Below are 15,149 nucleotides of genomic sequence, written 5' to 3'. Positions count from 1 at the left end.
TTTTAGCGGTCGGCAAGGAGTGTTTGGAGGAGTCGTGTGGTTGTTGGGGAGTTACGACTGTGTGATCAGTCGGGAGGCGGGAGATCGGGGCGGTGGTTAGTGATCCGACGGTCTCGATCCGGCTTCAGTCCCGGCGTCAGCGAGTTAGTCCGACGTGGGATCGCGCAGCGACGCGTCGACGACGGTGCCATCGGGTTCGAGCGTGATCGTGCCCAAGGAGACGGTCTCTCCGACATCGGCGGTTCGATCGATCGTCTCCAGGACGGCGGTCCGGTCGAGTCGGTCCCAAACGTGCCGTTCGACGAGCGACTGGAAGGCATCGGGGTCCGACCAGCCGGAATCGATCGACGACGGGACGCGGACGACGAACTGAAACTCGGCGTCGGTCACGTGGATGCCGACGGCGAAGGTGTCACCGCTCATAACGGGACCACGCCGGATGGTGACAAAGGGATACCGACTGCGGTCGGACACGGGATGGTGTGATACTCCGCCGGCGGTCGGCACCGTTAGTGGAGTTTGAGTTCGACACGACGGCCATCCGGGTCACGGACGTATGCGGCCCAGTCGCGCCCGTAGGCGCCGTAGCGTTTCCGCGGTTCGTCGGGTTCGACCGTGTAGCCGGCGTCGGCGATCCGATCGAGCAGCGCCTCGAGTTCGGATCTCGTGTCGACACCGCTCGAACGCACCAACAGACAGACGTGGTCGCCGCCGACGTCGATCGGCCCCTCGCTCGGAACCAGATGGAGGTGACGGCCGCCGGCCACGAGGGCGACGTATGGCACCTCGCCGGCCGCGTATCGGTCGCGGTCCCGGACGTCAAGCCCGAGTAGATCACGGTAGAACGCCAGGGCGGCATCAAGGTCGCTGACGCGCAGTGCGACGTGGTCGAGGTCGACGACGTCGATGGTCATACCGGTTCTTCGCCGGCCGTGGGCTTCAGTCGTTGGGTCGTCGGGAATGGACCGGGGCGGGACGATACGGTACAGTACGGATTCCCCGGCAGACCACCACTGACACGGCAGTCACTCCAGTGCCGCTTTGGTTCGCCGGTGACGATCACGAAACGCCATCTCGAGGCCACATCCACTTATCGGTGCGAACCGCGCAGCCACCGCGCCGCCCGGCAGTCGGTAGTGGACGTCGTCGACGAGGATCGTGTCGTCGCCGTCCGCGAAGAACAGGTGTGTATGTACCCATTCGGGAAGCGGTCCGGCGGACATATCGTCCACGAAGTACGCGCGTCCGTCCCCGGCGTGGCGGTCCCGGATCCGCGAGACGAAACGCTGTCGCGGACCGATTCCGAACGGGTTGACCGAGAGCCGAAGCTCGGTACCCGCGACGAGCTCGGTCGCCGTGTCGTCATCGATCGGTCGTGGTTCGGTGGCGGCTGCGACGTCATCAGGGCGATCGATGCCCTCGACACGGAGGTGTATCCAGTCGGGAGTGAGCCGTTGCAGACCGTCGGCCCGTGAGTGGAACGCCCACACGTCCGCAAGCGGTGCGGCAACGCGAGTCCGGCGGCGGTAGGTCGGCATACGGTTGGTTCGGACCGGACGACCAAAAGGGCTGGCCGGCACAGACGGGTCGTATCGAAACGCGAATACGGTGCCGGCCCCACCCCGAACGTGATGGGATCGGAACCACCCGAGTCGGGCGCGCATACTGGATCGACGGCGGCGAGCTCGGTCGGCGAGCGGTCGCTGGAGCGTGGCGCGATCGATCTCGCGGACGTGGCCGGCCCCTTTGACCTTCAGTCGACGCTCGAAAGCGGACAGAGTTACCTCTGGGACCGGGCGGACGGATCGATGTATGACCAACTCGGGGCACACGGCGGCAACCACTGGTACCGGACGGTCGTCCCGCCCATCGACGGCGTGTCGGATGAGCGGATCGCCGTTCGCGTCCGACAGGTGGGCGGCGTCGACGACGGGGCCCTGGAGTGGGCGGCCACCGCCGATGCGGTCCCGCTCTTGACGCATCTCCTGCGGCTCGATGACGACCTCGACGCGATACTGGCGGCCATCCCCGATCTCCCGATCGTGGACCGATCGGTCGACGCGTATCCGGGGATGCGTCTGGTTCGCGATCCGCCGTTTCCCTGTCTGATCTCGTTCATCTGTTCCGCACAGATGCGCGTCTCGCGAATCCACGGGATGCAGCGTCGGCTTGCGGAGACATACGGTGAGACGGTCACGTTTGGGGAGGAGACGATCGACGCGTTCCCGACGCCGACCCAGCTCGCGGCGGCGTCCGAGGAGGGGCTTCGGGACCTCGCGTTGGGATATCGAGCCCCGTACGTCGAACGGACTGCACGAATGGTTGTCGACGGGGACGCACACCCGTCCGAGGCGGTCGCGCTCGCGTACGAACCCGCGCGCGAGTTCCTGACCCAGTTCGTCGGCGTCGGCGAAAAGGTCGCCGATTGCGTGTGTTTGTTCGCGTTGGACCACCTCGAGGCGGTGCCGCTTGATACGTGGATCCGGTCGGTCATCGCCGATCGGTTTCCCGAGTGTGACCGTGGGTCCTACGCTGAGACCTCGCGGGCGATCCGCGGCCGGTTCGGCGGGGAGTTCGCCGGATACGCTCAAACCTACGTGTTTCATTACCTTCGGTCGGACGGTGAGTGATCTTGCCGGGTGGACTCCGTGAATTCGGTCGGTGACCCGGCCGAACCTTCATACCCCTTGGTGCGTTAGGTGATCTCACGATGGACTGTCGAGTCGTCGTTGAGGCCGCGGTTCCCGTATACGACGTCGAAACGGTCGACGAAGCGGTACGGATCGCCATCTCGAAGACCGGGGAGATGTTGAATCCCGACCTCAACTACGTCGAGATCGAGATGGGGACCTGGACCACACCCGGCGGCGAGGAGCTCCCGCCGGCCTTTATCGCGGCCGACGAAGCGCTCGTGGCGCTCGAGCTCGAGATGACCGTGTTCAACGTCGATCGTGAGGAACACGCCTCGCGGATCGCCCGCAAGGAGATCGGACAGCGGTTGCGGAACATTCCGCTGAAGGTGTTAACCGTTGCGGAGATCCCTGATTCGGACACGACGGAAGACTCCGGGACCGCCACCGACGGGGACGATGAGGGATCAGGCGCCGTCGAGAACGACTCGGATCTCCTCCCCGAGTTCGAAGAGATGGTTGAGGATCCAGAGTAGCGATTCACCGTCGGCTGCGACTCGCCGATCAACGGACGTCTCTGACTGGGTAGCTGTCGTTCAGCGATCGCGTTGGGTGACCCATCGAGAGGTGGTGATCCCCAACGTCGATCGGTGTTCGGCGATCGAGGCGGGACGATCGATAGGGGAGTTCCGCGACGCCGGGACGACACGTGCGGACCCGGACCCGCCGAGCGTTGCCACTGTGTGGCGTTGGGTATGGAGGCGAGAGGTGACGTTCAGTCAGCAGTCGGGGCCAGCGCTTCGGATTCGGATTCGCCCATCGGCGCCGTGATGCCCGTCGCGAGTTTGAAAACAGCCGCTTTGTGGTCAGTCTTGGATTTGTGGATCGATGTCGGTTTGACACCCATCGTTTCGTACTCCTCGAGTTCGAGGTCCTCGTCCCAGTGCTCGCACTGTTTTCGTACTTCCGAAAGAAGGCCGTGCAGGTGAATGAGTTCCTGTTTCTTCATAGGCACCCGTTTCTAGCGACCGAGGGCATATAGTATTATCTTGATCACCGTTAACACACGAACCCGAATAGACGGCTCCTACCCGCGGGATTCTCACGAATAGTCGCTTGCGGGCCACGGAATTTAACCCGATCCGATCGTAACGGTTCGATATGGGGTACGACGACCAACTCGACCGGGCCATCGAGGAGACGTCCGACATCCAAGGTGAGGACGGGCGGTTCGAGGTCCCAGACCCGGAGGTGCGGTCGGAGGGGCACGCGACCGTGGTGGAAAACTTCCAGGACATCGCCGACCGGGTTGACCGCGATCCGGACCACGTGCTCCAGTTCCTTCAGGGAGAGCTCGGCACCAGTGCGGGGATCGACGAGCGTGGGCGGGCCCGCCTCACCGGCGATTTCCGAACCGATCGGATCGCGGCGGCGCTCGACGACTATGCCGAGGCGTTCGTCGTCTGTCCGGAGTGTGGACTTCCGGACACGCGGCTCGTTACCGAGGAGGGAACGACCCGCATCGCCTGTGACGCCTGCGGTGCGCGGTCGCCGACCGGCGAGTGACGGCAGCCAGGAGGCGATGCGGCATCTCGTGGGGACGGGTCCGTCCGCTGGAAGTCACTGGAACTGCTTGACGGCCTCGAGGTCGCGTTCAGTCCGCATAAATTCCGTGAGCCGTCGCGTCGCGTGACAATCCCCACAGCTGTAGTTCGTCCGCAGATCGGGGAGATCGCTTGGCGAGGCTTCCCAATCCTTCGCGCACTCGGGACAGTGGAGCCGAACGAATGCTTCGACCATACCCGACGTTTTCGTCCCCGCCTAAAGAAGGTACGGGCGGCGATCGCGATCGGTCACGGCCACGGTGCCGCACGCGAACCACTATGGGGTTGCTCCCCGAATCGCGACTATGACGGGCGATAGCGAGGACCCGAACGACGAGACGCAGTATCACCTCGAGGTCGGCCCCGAAGACGTCGCCGACGCGGCGTTGTTGCCCGGCGACCCCGACCGCCTCGAGACGATCACGGACCAGTGGGACGACTCGACCGAGGTCGCACGACACCGCGAGTACCGGACCGTGACCGGACGCGCCGACGACGTCCCGATCTCGGCGTGTTCGACCGGGATCGGCTCGCCGTCGGCGGCGATCGCGGTTGAGGAGCTTGCGCGGGTCGGCGTCGGGACGGTCATCCGCGTCGGATCCTGTGGCGGCATCCAGCCCGAGACCGACGTCGGCGACCTCGTGATCACCTCCGGAGCCGTTCGCCAGGAGGGGACCAGCGACGAGTACGTTCGCTCGGATTATCCCGCGACGGCGAGCCACGAGGTCGTCACTGCGCTGATCGCGGCCGCCGAACGGCTCGATTACGAGTATCACGTCGGCGTGACGATGAGTGCTGATTCGTTTTATGCCGGCCAGGGGCGGCCGGGATTCGGTGGGTTCGAGGCTGCGGGCTCTGAGACCCTCCTCGAGGAGTTGCGCGAGGTAAACGTGTTGAACGTCGAGATGGAGGCGAGCGCGATCCTCACGCTTGCGAACGTCTACGGGCTTCGTGCGGGCGCGGTCTGTTCGGTGTACGCCGACCGAACGTCGGGGGAGTTTCGAACGACCGGCGACGATCGCGCCGCCGAGACCGCGACGCTCGCCGTCAAACTGCTGGCGGCGATGGACGATCGCGTCGCGGCATCGGACGCCGACCGCTGGCATCCGGGCCTCTCGATCGAGTGAGACGGGTCCGTTCGTGCCTCGACCCTTGCACCACGATTTCACCGACAGGAACGTTCCAAAGCGACTTTATCCGCTGACTGAGGATGCTCCGGTATGAGTACGCAAGTTGTCGTCGTCGGCTCCGGGTACGCCGGCGCCGGCGCGGTGAAGGCGTTCGAGGACGAGATCGATGCCGGTGAGACCGAACTCACCTGGGTCTCCGAGCACGATTACCATCTCGTGTTACACGAGGTCCACCGCGTGATCCGTGACCCGTCGATCGAATCGAAGGTCACGGTTCCCGTCGAGGAGATCAAATCCCCCGCCACGGAGTTCGTGCGGGGGCGCGTGACCGACGTCGACGTCGACGACCGGACGGTCGAAACCGACGACGGGACCAGCCTGGAGTATGATTATCTACTGCTTGCGATCGGTTCGACGACGGCGTTCTTCGGCATCAACGGCCTGAAGGAACACGCCCACCAGCTCAAGGGCCTCGAGGACGCCCACGAGATCCACCGGGAGGTTCGGGAGGCCGCCGCGGAGGCGACCCAGTCCGATCCCGCACAGGTGCTCGTCGGCGGTGCCGGGCTCTCGGGCATCCAGACTGCCGGCGAGATCGCCGAGTATCGTGAGAAACACCGCGCGCCGATCGACGTGTCGCTCATCGAGGGGCTCGACGAGGTCTTCCCCGGAAACGATCCGGAAGTACAGGGTGCCCTCCGAAAGCGACTCGAGAACGCGGACGTGGAGATCCTCACCGGTGACTTCATCTCGAAGGCCGACGACGAGTCGGTGTATCTGGGCGGCGGCGAGGACGAGGACCACGAGGAGCTGTCCTACGACGTTCTCATCTGGACCGGCGGCATCACCGGCCAGCCGGAACTGGAGGGCGTCGACGTCGAGACGGACGACCGCTCGAACCGTGTCGTCGCCGAATCCGACTTCACCACGAGCGACGACCGCGTGTTCGCCATCGGCGACACCGCGCTCGTCAGCCAGGGTGGCGACGACGTCGCGCCCCCGACCGCACAGGCGGCCTGGCAGGCCGCGGAGGTCGCCGGTGAGAACCTCGCGCGTGCCGCTCGCGGCGCGCCGCTGAAGACCTGGCGACACGAGGACAAAGGGACCGTCATCTCCGTCGGCGACTCGGCCGTCGCCCACGACGTCACGGGAATTCCGATCAACACCTTCGGCGGGCCGGCCGCGAAGATGCTCAAGAAGGCGATCGCAAGCCGCTGGATCGGGAAGATCTCCTCGCCGGGACGCGCCGTGAGCGCCTTCGGCGACATGTAAACGGGGAATCGAACCGTTAGTGCTCCGGATCCTCGATCGGCGCGCGCATGTCGTCGATCCGGAGGATGAGTACGTTCGAGGTGTCGTCCTTGCCGTCGACGGTTCCCTCGATCACGAGCTTCGACAGCGGGGTCGGACCGACGGTGACCGAATCGCCCTCCGAGAACCTGCGTACCGATCCCTGGATGTGGATCTCGGCGCGACACAGCTCTGGATGGTGGACGCTCGAGAGGTCGATCTCGTCGACGTTCGCGTCCTCGACGATCTCTCCCTCGTAGCGAAGCGTGACGTTCGCCGGCTCGTCCATTTGCTGGACGTCGAGTGCCTCGTAGGCGTTGGCCGTCGGCTTGTACCCGCCTTTCGGACCGGGGACGCCCTCGACGAGCTGGAGAGCCTTGAGGCTCTGCATCTGGTTGCGGATCGTGCCCGGATTCCGGTCGACTTCCGCCGCGATCGTTTCGCCCTTGACCGCGCCGTCCTCCTCACGGTAGAGATTGATAAGCGCCGTCAGGATGGTTTTCTGACTGGACGTCAGTTCGATCGATGACATACGGATCCGTACTCACGGAGCCCGCTTAAAGGCGGTGGAAGCCGGGATCCGGTCCCGATCGAGAGCGGGCTGGGTTTGTCACATCCGTGATCCCCAGCTTCAAGCCGTCCGCCGTCGATCGCCGCGTATGACCACCGTTCGAATCATCGGCGCACCGACCGACTACGGCGCCAACCGTCGTGGCGTCGATATGGGTCCTTCGGCGATCCGGTATGCGGGGCTTTCCGACCAGCTCTCACGCACCGGCGTCGAACCGGTCGACGGGGGCGATCTCGCCGTCCCCCGTGCCGAGGAACGCGACCCCGACCACGAGACGCCGCCGTCGGGAACGGCCAAGTTCCTTCGGGAAACCGCCGAGGTCTGCACCCGACTCGGCGACGACGTCGCCGAGTCGCTTGCCGCCGGGGAAACGCCGCTCGTGCTCGGGGGGGACCACTCCGTCGCGATCGGAACGCTGTCGGGTGCGGCCCGTGAGGCCGACCTCGGCGCGATCTGGTTCGACGCCCACGCCGATCTCAACACTCCGGAGACGTCACCGTCGGGGAACGTCCACGGAATGCCGCTTGCGGCCGCGTTGGGGTATGGTCCCTTCGCCGAGATGGACTGGGCGCACGCGCCGCGGTTTCGTGAGGAGAACCTCGTCTTGGTCGGACTTCGCAGCGTCGATCCCGCCGAACGCGAGCTGATCGCCGATCGGGGGATCAGCGCCTACACGATGTCGGACATCGACGACCGGGGGATCACGACCGTCGTTGAGGAGGCGATCGAAACGGCGACGGACGGCGTCGACGGACTGCACGTCAGCCTCGATCTCGACTGGCTCGACCCGACCGAGGCGCCCGGCGTCGGGACGCCCGTCCGCGGCGGGGTTACGTACCGGGAAGCCCACTCCGCGATGGAACAGGTCGCCGACGCCGGCGTTCGCTCGATGGAGCTCGTCGAGGTGAATCCGACGCTCGACAGCCACAACGAGACCGCCGAACTCGCGACCGAGCTGGCGGCCAGCGCGTTCGGCAAAACGGTGTTGTAACCGCTCGCTACTCGTCTTCGGTGTCGGGGTCGGCCACGTCGGCCTCGGCGACGTCGGCCGCCGTCGCGTCCGTCTCGGGCGTCTCCGATTCGGTTGCGTCCGGATCGCTCGTCTCGTCCTCGCGGTCACCCGTGGCGATCGCCGCCGGAACGATGTCGAGACACGACACCTCGTCCGCGGCCGCCAGATCCATCACGATCACGCCCATCGTGTTCCGGCCGACCGTCGAGACGTCCTCGACGCGGGTTCGCATTATCTGGCCGTCGGCGCTCATCGCGAGGAGGTGGTCGCCGTGGGTCACCGCCTCGATCGCGACGACGGAGCCGTTTCGACTCCCGGTCTTGATGTCGATGAGTCCCTTGCCGTTTCGTGACTGGACGCGGTATTCGGAGACGTCCGACCGTTTCCCGTACCCGTTCTCGGTGACGGTCAGGACCCAGTTGTGCCGGTCGGGATCGACCGCGGCGAGCCCGGCAACCCGGTCGCCCGGCTCAAGGTCGATCCCGCGGACGCCACGGGCGCTGCGACCCATCGCCCGCACCTCGTCCTCGTCGAACCGGATGGCCATCCCGTCGGCGGTTCCGATCACGAGGTCGGCGTCACCGTCGGTTTCCTCGACGTCGACGAGCTCGTCGCCGTCCTCCAGTCGGATCGCACGGATCCCCGTCGATCGGATGTTCTCGAAGGCTTCGACGGACGTCCGCTTGATGTAGCCGTCACGCGTGACCATCGTCAGGTATCGCTCCTCGTCGACGTCCTCGCCGACGCGGTCGCAGTCGACGACCGCCTGGATCTCCTCGCCGTCGTCGAGATCGAGGAGGTTGACGGCCGACTTCCCGCGGGCCGTCCGGGACATCTCGGGGATCTCGTAGGTCTTCAGCTGGTAGATCTGTCCCCGATTGGTGATCGCAAGCAGGTAATCGTGGGAGTTCGCGATGAACACCGAGGAGACGCTGTCACCCTCCTTGAGGTCCGTCCCGATGATCCCCTTCCCGCCGCGGTTTTGCGCCCGGAACGCCTCAAGCGACATCCGCTTGATGTAGTCGTCCTCGGACATCACGACCACGCACTCCTCCTCGGGGATGAGGTCCTCGTGGGTGACCGATCCGGAGTCCTCGATGAAGCTGGTTCGGCGCTCGTCGTCGTACTCGTCTTTGATCGCCTCCAGCTCGTCGACGATGACCTGATCCAGCTCGTCGGGGTCACCGAGGATCGTCTCCAGCCGCTCGATCCGGGCGGTGACGTCCGCGTACTCGGATTCGATCTCCTGGGTCTCCATCGAGGTGAGCGATCCGAGCTGCATCCGAACGATGTGTTCTGCCTGCGCCTCCGAGAACTCGTAGTCGGCCTCCAGTGCCGCCTTCGCGGCGTCGCGATCCGCGGAGTCCTGAATGGTCTCGACGACGCTGTCGACGTTTTCGAGCGCCTTCAGCCGGCCTTCGAGGATGTGCGCGCGGTCCTCGCGCTCCTCGAGCTCGTGTTCCGACCGTCGTCGAACGACGTCGCGCCGGTGTTCGACGTAGTGTTCGAGCGTCTCCTTGAGATCGAGCACCCGCGGCGCGCCGTCGACGAGGGCGAGGTTGATGACGCCGAACGTCCGTTCGAGGTGGCTCTCCAGCAGCTGGTTCTTCACGACCTCCGCCATCGCGTCGCGTTTGAGATCGATCACGACGCGGATCCCGTCGCGGTCGGATTCGTCGCGGAGGTCGCGAATCCCCTCGATCGCGCCCTCGGTGACGTCCTCGGCGATCCGCTCGACGAGCCGGGACTTGTTCTGTTGGAAGGGGAGCTCGGTGATGACGATCCGTCCCTCCTCCTCGTCGACCTCGAACTCCGCACGGACGCGGACGCGGCCGCGTCCCGTCTTGTACGCCTTGTGGACCGCGTTTCGCCCGACGATGTTCGCACCGGTGGGGAAGTCGGGGCCTTTGACGTGGTCCATCAGGTCCTCGACCGTCGCGTCCGGCGTCTCGATCAACTCGACCGTCGCGTCGATCACCTCGCCGAGGTTGTGCGGCGGGATGTTCGTGGACATCCCGACGGCGATCCCCGACGAGCCGTTGACGAGCAGGTTCGGGATCGCCGACGGCAACACCTCGGGCTCCTCGAGGCGGTCGTCGTAGTTGGGCTGGAAGTCGACCGTGTCGCGCTCGATGTCCGCGAGCAGCTCCTCGGCGATGGGGGCCATCCGGGCCTCGGTGTACCGCATCGCGGCCGGCGGATCGCCGTCGATGGATCCGAAGTTCCCCTGCCCGTCGATGAGGGGATATCGCATCGAGAAGTCCTGGGCCATCCGCGCGAGCGTGTCGTAGATGGCGCTGTCACCGTGGGGGTGGTAGTCACCCATCGTCTCGCCGACCACGGACGAGGACTTGCGGTGCGGGGAGTTGCTGGTGACGCCCGCCTCGTGCATCGCGTAGAGGATTCGTCGATGGACGGGCTTGAGCCCGTCCCGAACGTCCGGGAGCGCGCGCCCCGCGATGACCGACATCGCGTAGTCGATGTACGACTGCTCCATCTCGTCCTCGATGCGGGCGTTCGTCACCTGCGCTGCGCGGACGTCCTCGGGGTCGACGTCGGGTACGTCGGAGCTCATCAGATGTCCACCCACTCCGCCTCGGTCGCGTGTTCCTTGATGAACTGCTTGCGCGGTTCGACTGCGTCACCCATCAGGACGTTGAACATCCGATCGGCGGCGGCCGCGTCGTCGATGGTTATTCGTTTCAGTATTCGGTTTTCGGGGTCCATAGTCGTGTTCCACAGCTGGTCGGGGTTCATCTCTCCGAGCCCCTTGAACCGCTGGGTCTGGTCGGGGTCGCCGCCGCACTCCTCCTCGATGATGCGGTCGCGCTCCGCCTCGGTCATCGCGTCGTACGTCTCCGATCCCTTTCGGATCCGGTACAGCGGCGGCTGTGCCGCGTACACGTAGCCGGCCTCGATCAGCGGCTTCATGTGCCGGTACAGAAGCGTCAACAGGAGGGTCCGGATGTGTGCGCCGTCGACGTCGGCGTCGACGAGCAGGATGATCTTGTTGTACCGGACGTCGTCGATGTCGAACTCCTCGCCGATCCCCGCGCCGATCGCCGTGATCAGCGCGCGGATCTCGTCGTTCTCAAGGATGCGGTCGAGCCGGTGTTTCTCGACGTTGAGGATCTTCCCCTTCAGGGGGAGGATCGCCTGGTTCTCGCGGTTGCGACCCTGCTTGGCGCTGTTGTGGACGAACACCCCTGATTCGAGGGCGAAGTTGTGGGTTCCAGGTACCTCGATATCGTACACGTCCTCTGTCGATTCGAGCGGTTCCACCGACACCACGGAGTGGTTATGTGCCTGTACGGCCTCGATCAATTCCGACTCTCCTTCGAAGAACTTCTCGATCGTCGTTGATTTGGTGAGGACGTTCGGATCGTTTTTCTTTCGTCTCCGCTCGTCGTAGTTCTCCAGATCCCCCTCCTCTTCCAGGACTTCCTTCATAAAGGGAATCGTGTTCTCGAAGTAAGTCTGGTTGTACGCCTCCTTTCGCTGTTCCCGAAACTTTTTGTCCCACTGTTCTTTCGTCTTCTCACTCCGCCATTCGAGAAGTTCCTCGTTATCCCACTGTTCTTTTGCCTCTTTCCGTCGCTTTTCAACAGCTTCTGGATTCTCCTCGTAGTACTGTTCAACCCGTTCTGACTGCTCTTCACGGTGTGATTCGTTAGCCCAGTACTTTCGAGCCTCCTCAGTCAGACGTTCACGTACGCGTTCTCTGTATTCCGGATTGTTATCGTAGTATTCCTGCCACGCCTCCTGCATATACTCACGGTACTCCTCGTCTTCCCACTGTTCTTCGGCTTGTTTCCGGAGAATTTCTACAGTCTCCTCTTGCTGCATACGATCGCTCATCATCTCCCGGAACTCCTCACTCTGCCTGAGTTCTCGAAGTTTCTCGTATACTTCCTCCGTATGGAGAGTTTGCTTTGCGTGTTCCCGGTGTAACTCTAGATGTTCGTCCTTCGGGAGCCGCTGGATATTGTCGGGACGATTATTTCGCTTATCGAAATCGAGATGGTGTTTGTGTTCTCCGTCGCTCTTACCGTATCTTTCGTTCTCCAAATTGTATCGGTCCGCAAGGAGGTGAGTGAACTCCCAGAAGTCACGCATTACCGGCTGTTTTACCATCTCATAGCCGTCGATCGTAATATTCTCTTCGTCAGTATCCGATGTCTTTCGGTACAGCGGCATAAGCGACTGCCCCTCGTCAAGGTCCTGCGCCTCGCAGTATCTCCCGTCCCTGAGCATAAACTCGTGGTCGGGAGTACACCGTACCGTCTCACCGTTATCGAGGGTGACTTCCACCAGGTTCGCATCGGTTTCCGTGATGCGCGGATTCGTGATCTGCTGGATCCCGATCTTGCCATCGGACTCGACCGTGTAACAGTAGTGCGTCTCTCCGTCGGTATGCTCCCTGACGAGCTGCTCGAACGTGATCGATCGCCCGGACGCGAGTGCGATCTCCGTGTCACCGGTGAAGCACCCCCCGGCGCTGTCGCCCTCCACCACGAACAGCTCGGCCTCCGCCGGATCGCGGGTCTGACAGTCGGCGAGCTTCCCGGGTAGGGTCGACGACTCCAGCGCCGACTTCCGGCGCGTCAGCTCCTCGGCCTTTTTCGCGGCCTTTCGCGCTCGGGCGGCCTCGGCGGCCTTGTGGACGACCTTCCGGGCGGTGTCCGGGTGCTCCTCGAAGTAGGTGCCGAGACGCTCGTGAACCGCCGACTCGACGATCCCGCGGACCTCCGAGTTGCCGAGTTTGGTCTTCGTCTGGCCCTCGAACTGCGGATCGGGGTGTTTCACCGAGATGACCGCGGTGAGCCCTTCACGGACGTCTTCTCCCTTCAAGTTCCCCTCCAGATCGCCGATCAGGTCGTGTTCGTTGGCGTAGTCGTTGACGGTCCTGGTCAGGGCGGTTTTGAATCCGGTGAGGTGGGTGCCGCCCTCGCGAGTGTTGATGTTGTTCGCGAACGCGTGGACCGACCCCTGTAGCTCCTCGGTGGCCTGCATCGCGATCTCGACGTGGATGTCGTCCGCCTCGTCGGTGAGATAGATAACGTCCGAGTGGATCGGCGACCGGGTCTCGTTGAGGTACTCGACGAACTCGCGGATCCCGCCCTCGTACTGGAACGTCTCCCGTTCCGTCTCCGCGGGCCGATCGTCGGTCAGCGTGATCGCGACCCCGGAGTTGAGGAAGGCGAGCTCGCGCAGTCGGTTCGCGAGCGTGCCGTACTCGAAGTCGGTCGTCTCGAAGATCTCCCCGTCGGGCCAGAACCGAATGGTCGTCCCCGTCTCCTCGTCGGGGTCCATCCCGCGAACGCGTTCGAAGGCGCCCTCGACGGGCTCGCCGTGATCGAACCGGTGGCGGTAGACGCCGCCGTCGCGTTTGACCTCGACCTCGAGGCGCTCCGAGAGCGCGTTGACGACGCTCACGCCGACGCCGTGGAGGCCCCCCGAGACCTGGTAGGACTTGGAGTCGAACTTCCCGCCCGCGTGGAGGACCGTCATAATGACCTCGAGGGCCGGCCGGTCGTACTGTTCGTGGGTGTCGACCGGGATGCCGCGGCCGTCGTCGTGAACGCTCACCGACGCGTCATCGTGGATCGTGACCTCGATCGCCGAACAGTGGCCGGCGAGGGCCTCGTCGATCGAGTTGTCGACCACCTCGTAGACGAGGTGGTGTAACCCTCGACCGTCGGTCGAACCGATGTACATCGCCGGGCGCTTCCGGACGGCCTGGAGCCCTTCGAGGACCTGGATCTGCCCGGCGCCGTACTCGTTTTCCTCTGACATTGGAGTTGTGGTGGCTAGTGCACCACCACTCATAAAGCCTCTCACGCGCGGGCGCGTGAACGAGCCTGTCGGTGGTCAGTTTTCCGACCGTCCCGCCCGGACCTATTTGTCGGTGCTGGCCGATGACGCCGTATGAACGAGTTCGCGACGATGCTCGTCGTGACGACCGCCGCGGGCGCGATCACCGGCGTCGGCGCGCTCCCGGTGTTCGTGCGGGCGACGGTCTCACACCGGGTGTACGACGCCGCACTCGGGCTCGCGGCGGGGATTATGATCGCCGCCAGCGTCTTCGGACTGATCCTTCCGGGGATGGAACAGGGGACGCTCTTCGCCGTGATGTCCGGTGTGTTTATGGGCGGCTTCGTCCTCCTGGGCGGGAACCGACTCATCCCGCATCTCCACGCGCGGTACGTCGGGTGGCGCCGGGACGGTGGCGAATGGGGCTGGGAGCGCGGGACGATCGCCGGCTCGGAGGGGCCGACGGAATCGAACGAGACGGCGGAATCGAACGAGACGGCGGATCCGGCGATCGCCTCGCGTGCCCGCCGTGCGCTGCTCATCGGCACGGCGATCGTCCTCCACAACGCCCCCGAGGGGCTCGCGATGGGCGTCGCCTTCGCCTCGGGACTGGAGGACGTCGCCCTGCTGCTTGCGGTCGTCATCGGCCTCCAGAACGTTCCGGACGGGTTCGCCTTCGCGGTTCCGTTCGGCGACACCGGGATCTCGAACCGCCGCGTGCTCGTGTACACCACGCTTTCGGGGCTGATCCCACAGGTTGCGGCCGCCGTCGTCGGGTTCTTCCTCGTCTCGCTTGCGACCGGCGTCTTTCCGGTTGCGGCCGGGTTCGCTGCCGGGGCGATGATGGCGGTCGTCTTTCGGGAGATGATTCCCTCCTCGCACGGTCACGGATACGCCGACGCGGCCACCGCGGCGTTCCTCGTCGGTTTCGCCCTGCTCGTCGTCGTCGACGAGCTGCTGGTCGTGTGACCGCGTGAGTCGTTCGTGGCCGTCGACGAGCTGCTGGTCGTGTGGCCCGGCAACCACCGATCGTCCGCCAGCACGTCCGCAACCGATCCCGGTATCCGGGTGATTGCGCGTCTCGATCGCCGGATTCCA

At 64.6% G+C, this 15,149-nt stretch carries 15 protein-coding genes; 7 read left to right on the top strand and 8 right to left on the bottom strand.

From position 1 onward, the window contains the following. Positions 1-144 precede the first annotated feature (144 nt). From OQF70_RS05825 to OQF70_RS05815, 3 genes are all read right to left on the bottom strand, one after another. Positions 145-423 carry a hypothetical protein gene (locus tag OQF70_RS05825; RefSeq protein WP_280536413.1) on the bottom strand — a complete coding sequence of 93 codons (279 nt, stop codon included), beginning with the start codon at positions 421-423 and terminating at the stop codon, positions 145-147. 86 nt (positions 424-509) lie between these two features. After that, the gene (locus tag OQF70_RS05820; RefSeq protein ID WP_092817566.1) at positions 510-914 is read right to left on the bottom strand and encodes a VOC family protein; all 405 of its coding nucleotides are present in this window, start codon (positions 912-914) and stop codon (positions 510-512) included. Positions 915-1,025: 111 nt separating this feature from the next. Further along, positions 1,026-1,538, bottom strand: a complete 513-nt coding sequence (locus tag OQF70_RS05815; protein ID WP_280536412.1) for a cyclase — start codon at positions 1,536-1,538, stop codon at positions 1,026-1,028. A gap of 165 nt (positions 1,539-1,703) precedes the next feature. On the opposite strand from OQF70_RS05815, the gene OQF70_RS05810 reads away from it, so the two are divergent. Both OQF70_RS05810 and OQF70_RS05805 read left to right on the top strand, forming a co-directional pair. Then, entirely contained in the window at positions 1,704-2,630 is a 927-nt protein-coding gene (locus OQF70_RS05810) for an 8-oxoguanine DNA glycosylase (protein ID WP_280536418.1), read from the top strand. Between the two features lie 80 nt (positions 2,631-2,710). Further along, positions 2,711-3,166 (top strand): DUF555 domain-containing protein, encoded by a 456-nt coding sequence (locus OQF70_RS05805; protein ID WP_280536411.1) that lies wholly within the window; start codon positions 2,711-2,713, stop codon positions 3,164-3,166. Between the two features lie 239 nt (positions 3,167-3,405). On the opposite strand, the gene OQF70_RS05800 is transcribed toward OQF70_RS05805, so the two are convergent. Further along, positions 3,406-3,639 (bottom strand): UPF0058 family protein, encoded by a 234-nt coding sequence (locus tag OQF70_RS05800; RefSeq protein ID WP_092817564.1) that lies wholly within the window; start codon positions 3,637-3,639, stop codon positions 3,406-3,408. 152 nt (positions 3,640-3,791) lie between these two features. On the opposite strand from OQF70_RS05800, the gene OQF70_RS05795 reads away from it, so the two are divergent. Then, positions 3,792-4,196 (top strand): translation initiation factor IF-2 subunit beta, encoded by a 405-nt coding sequence (locus OQF70_RS05795; RefSeq protein WP_280536410.1) that lies wholly within the window; start codon positions 3,792-3,794, stop codon positions 4,194-4,196. 54 nt (positions 4,197-4,250) lie between these two features. On the opposite strand, the gene OQF70_RS05790 is transcribed toward OQF70_RS05795, so the two are convergent. Further along, complete coding sequence (locus OQF70_RS05790) at positions 4,251-4,430, bottom strand: hypothetical protein (protein WP_092817562.1); 180 nt, start codon at positions 4,428-4,430, stop codon at positions 4,251-4,253. Between the two features lie 109 nt (positions 4,431-4,539). On the opposite strand from OQF70_RS05790, the gene OQF70_RS05785 reads away from it, so the two are divergent. Both OQF70_RS05785 and OQF70_RS05780 read left to right on the top strand, forming a co-directional pair. Beyond that, positions 4,540-5,361 carry a nucleoside phosphorylase gene (locus OQF70_RS05785; protein WP_280536409.1) on the top strand — a complete coding sequence of 274 codons (822 nt, stop codon included), beginning with the start codon at positions 4,540-4,542 and terminating at the stop codon, positions 5,359-5,361. Between the two features lie 93 nt (positions 5,362-5,454). Continuing rightward, complete coding sequence (locus OQF70_RS05780; protein ID WP_280536407.1) at positions 5,455-6,636, top strand: NAD(P)/FAD-dependent oxidoreductase; 1,182 nt, start codon at positions 5,455-5,457, stop codon at positions 6,634-6,636. Positions 6,637-6,652: 16 nt separating this feature from the next. Here the strand turns inward: OQF70_RS05780 and OQF70_RS05775 are convergent, their stop codons facing one another. Then, complete coding sequence (locus OQF70_RS05775) at positions 6,653-7,186, bottom strand: Rrf2 family transcriptional regulator (RefSeq protein ID WP_280536406.1); 534 nt, start codon at positions 7,184-7,186, stop codon at positions 6,653-6,655. A gap of 127 nt (positions 7,187-7,313) precedes the next feature. On the opposite strand from OQF70_RS05775, the gene rocF reads away from it, so the two are divergent. Beyond that, positions 7,314-8,216, top strand: coding sequence for an arginase (gene rocF / locus OQF70_RS05770; protein ID WP_280536405.1), 903 nt, complete (start codon positions 7,314-7,316; stop codon positions 8,214-8,216). 7 nt (positions 8,217-8,223) lie between these two features. On the opposite strand, the gene gyrA is transcribed toward rocF, so the two are convergent. Together gyrA and gyrB are read right to left on the bottom strand one after the other, a co-directional pair. After that, positions 8,224-10,812 (bottom strand): DNA gyrase subunit A, encoded by a 2,589-nt coding sequence (gyrA, locus tag OQF70_RS05765; protein WP_280536404.1) that lies wholly within the window; start codon positions 10,810-10,812, stop codon positions 8,224-8,226. Continuing rightward, the gene (gene gyrB, locus OQF70_RS05760; RefSeq protein WP_321169490.1) at positions 10,812-13,955 is read right to left on the bottom strand and encodes a DNA topoisomerase (ATP-hydrolyzing) subunit B; all 3,144 of its coding nucleotides are present in this window, start codon (positions 13,953-13,955) and stop codon (positions 10,812-10,814) included. The genes gyrA and gyrB overlap by 1 nt, the downstream gene beginning before the upstream one ends. 210 nt (positions 13,956-14,165) lie before the next feature. Here gyrB and OQF70_RS05755 point away from each other — a divergent pair, with 210 nt between their 5' ends. Then, the gene (locus OQF70_RS05755; protein WP_280536402.1) at positions 14,166-15,020 is read left to right on the top strand and encodes a ZIP family metal transporter; all 855 of its coding nucleotides are present in this window, start codon (positions 14,166-14,168) and stop codon (positions 15,018-15,020) included. Positions 15,021-15,149: the final 129 nt, after the last annotated feature.

This window comes from Halopenitus sp. POP-27, assembly GCF_029889855.1.
In the GTDB taxonomy this organism is placed as follows: domain Archaea; phylum Halobacteriota; class Halobacteria; order Halobacteriales; family Haloferacaceae; genus Halopenitus; species Halopenitus malekzadehii.
This window is presented reverse-complemented; position numbering and strand designations above follow the sequence as displayed.

What these genes read in the sequence shown, in the direction of transcription:
- OQF70_RS05825 (WP_280536413.1), bottom strand. Translation starts at nt 423, where the DNA reads ATGAGCGGTGACACCTTCGCCGTCGGCATCCACGTGACCGACGCCGAG.
- OQF70_RS05820 (WP_092817566.1), bottom strand. Translation starts at nt 914, where the DNA reads ATGACCATCGACGTCGTCGACCTCGACCACGTCGCACTGCGCGTCAGC.
- OQF70_RS05815 (WP_280536412.1), bottom strand. Translation starts at nt 1,538, where the DNA reads ATGCCGACCTACCGCCGCCGGACTCGCGTTGCCGCACCGCTTGCGGAC.
- OQF70_RS05805 (WP_280536411.1), top strand. Translation starts at nt 2,711, where the DNA reads ATGGACTGTCGAGTCGTCGTTGAGGCCGCGGTTCCCGTATACGACGTC.
- OQF70_RS05800 (WP_092817564.1), bottom strand. Translation starts at nt 3,639, where the DNA reads ATGAAGAAACAGGAACTCATTCACCTGCACGGCCTTCTTTCGGAAGTA.
- OQF70_RS05795 (WP_280536410.1), top strand. Translation starts at nt 3,792, where the DNA reads ATGGGGTACGACGACCAACTCGACCGGGCCATCGAGGAGACGTCCGAC.
- OQF70_RS05790 (WP_092817562.1), bottom strand. Translation starts at nt 4,430, where the DNA reads ATGGTCGAAGCATTCGTTCGGCTCCACTGTCCCGAGTGCGCGAAGGAT.
- OQF70_RS05785 (WP_280536409.1), top strand. Translation starts at nt 4,540, where the DNA reads ATGACGGGCGATAGCGAGGACCCGAACGACGAGACGCAGTATCACCTC.
- OQF70_RS05780 (WP_280536407.1), top strand. Translation starts at nt 5,455, where the DNA reads ATGAGTACGCAAGTTGTCGTCGTCGGCTCCGGGTACGCCGGCGCCGGC.
- OQF70_RS05775 (WP_280536406.1), bottom strand. Translation starts at nt 7,186, where the DNA reads ATGTCATCGATCGAACTGACGTCCAGTCAGAAAACCATCCTGACGGCG.
- rocF (WP_280536405.1), top strand. Translation starts at nt 7,314, where the DNA reads ATGACCACCGTTCGAATCATCGGCGCACCGACCGACTACGGCGCCAAC.
- gyrA (WP_280536404.1), bottom strand. Translation starts at nt 10,812, where the DNA reads ATGAGCTCCGACGTACCCGACGTCGACCCCGAGGACGTCCGCGCAGCG.
- gyrB (WP_321169490.1), bottom strand. Translation starts at nt 13,955, where the DNA reads ATGTACATCGGTTCGACCGACGGTCGAGGGTTACACCACCTCGTCTAC.
- OQF70_RS05755 (WP_280536402.1), top strand. Translation starts at nt 14,166, where the DNA reads ATGAACGAGTTCGCGACGATGCTCGTCGTGACGACCGCCGCGGGCGCG.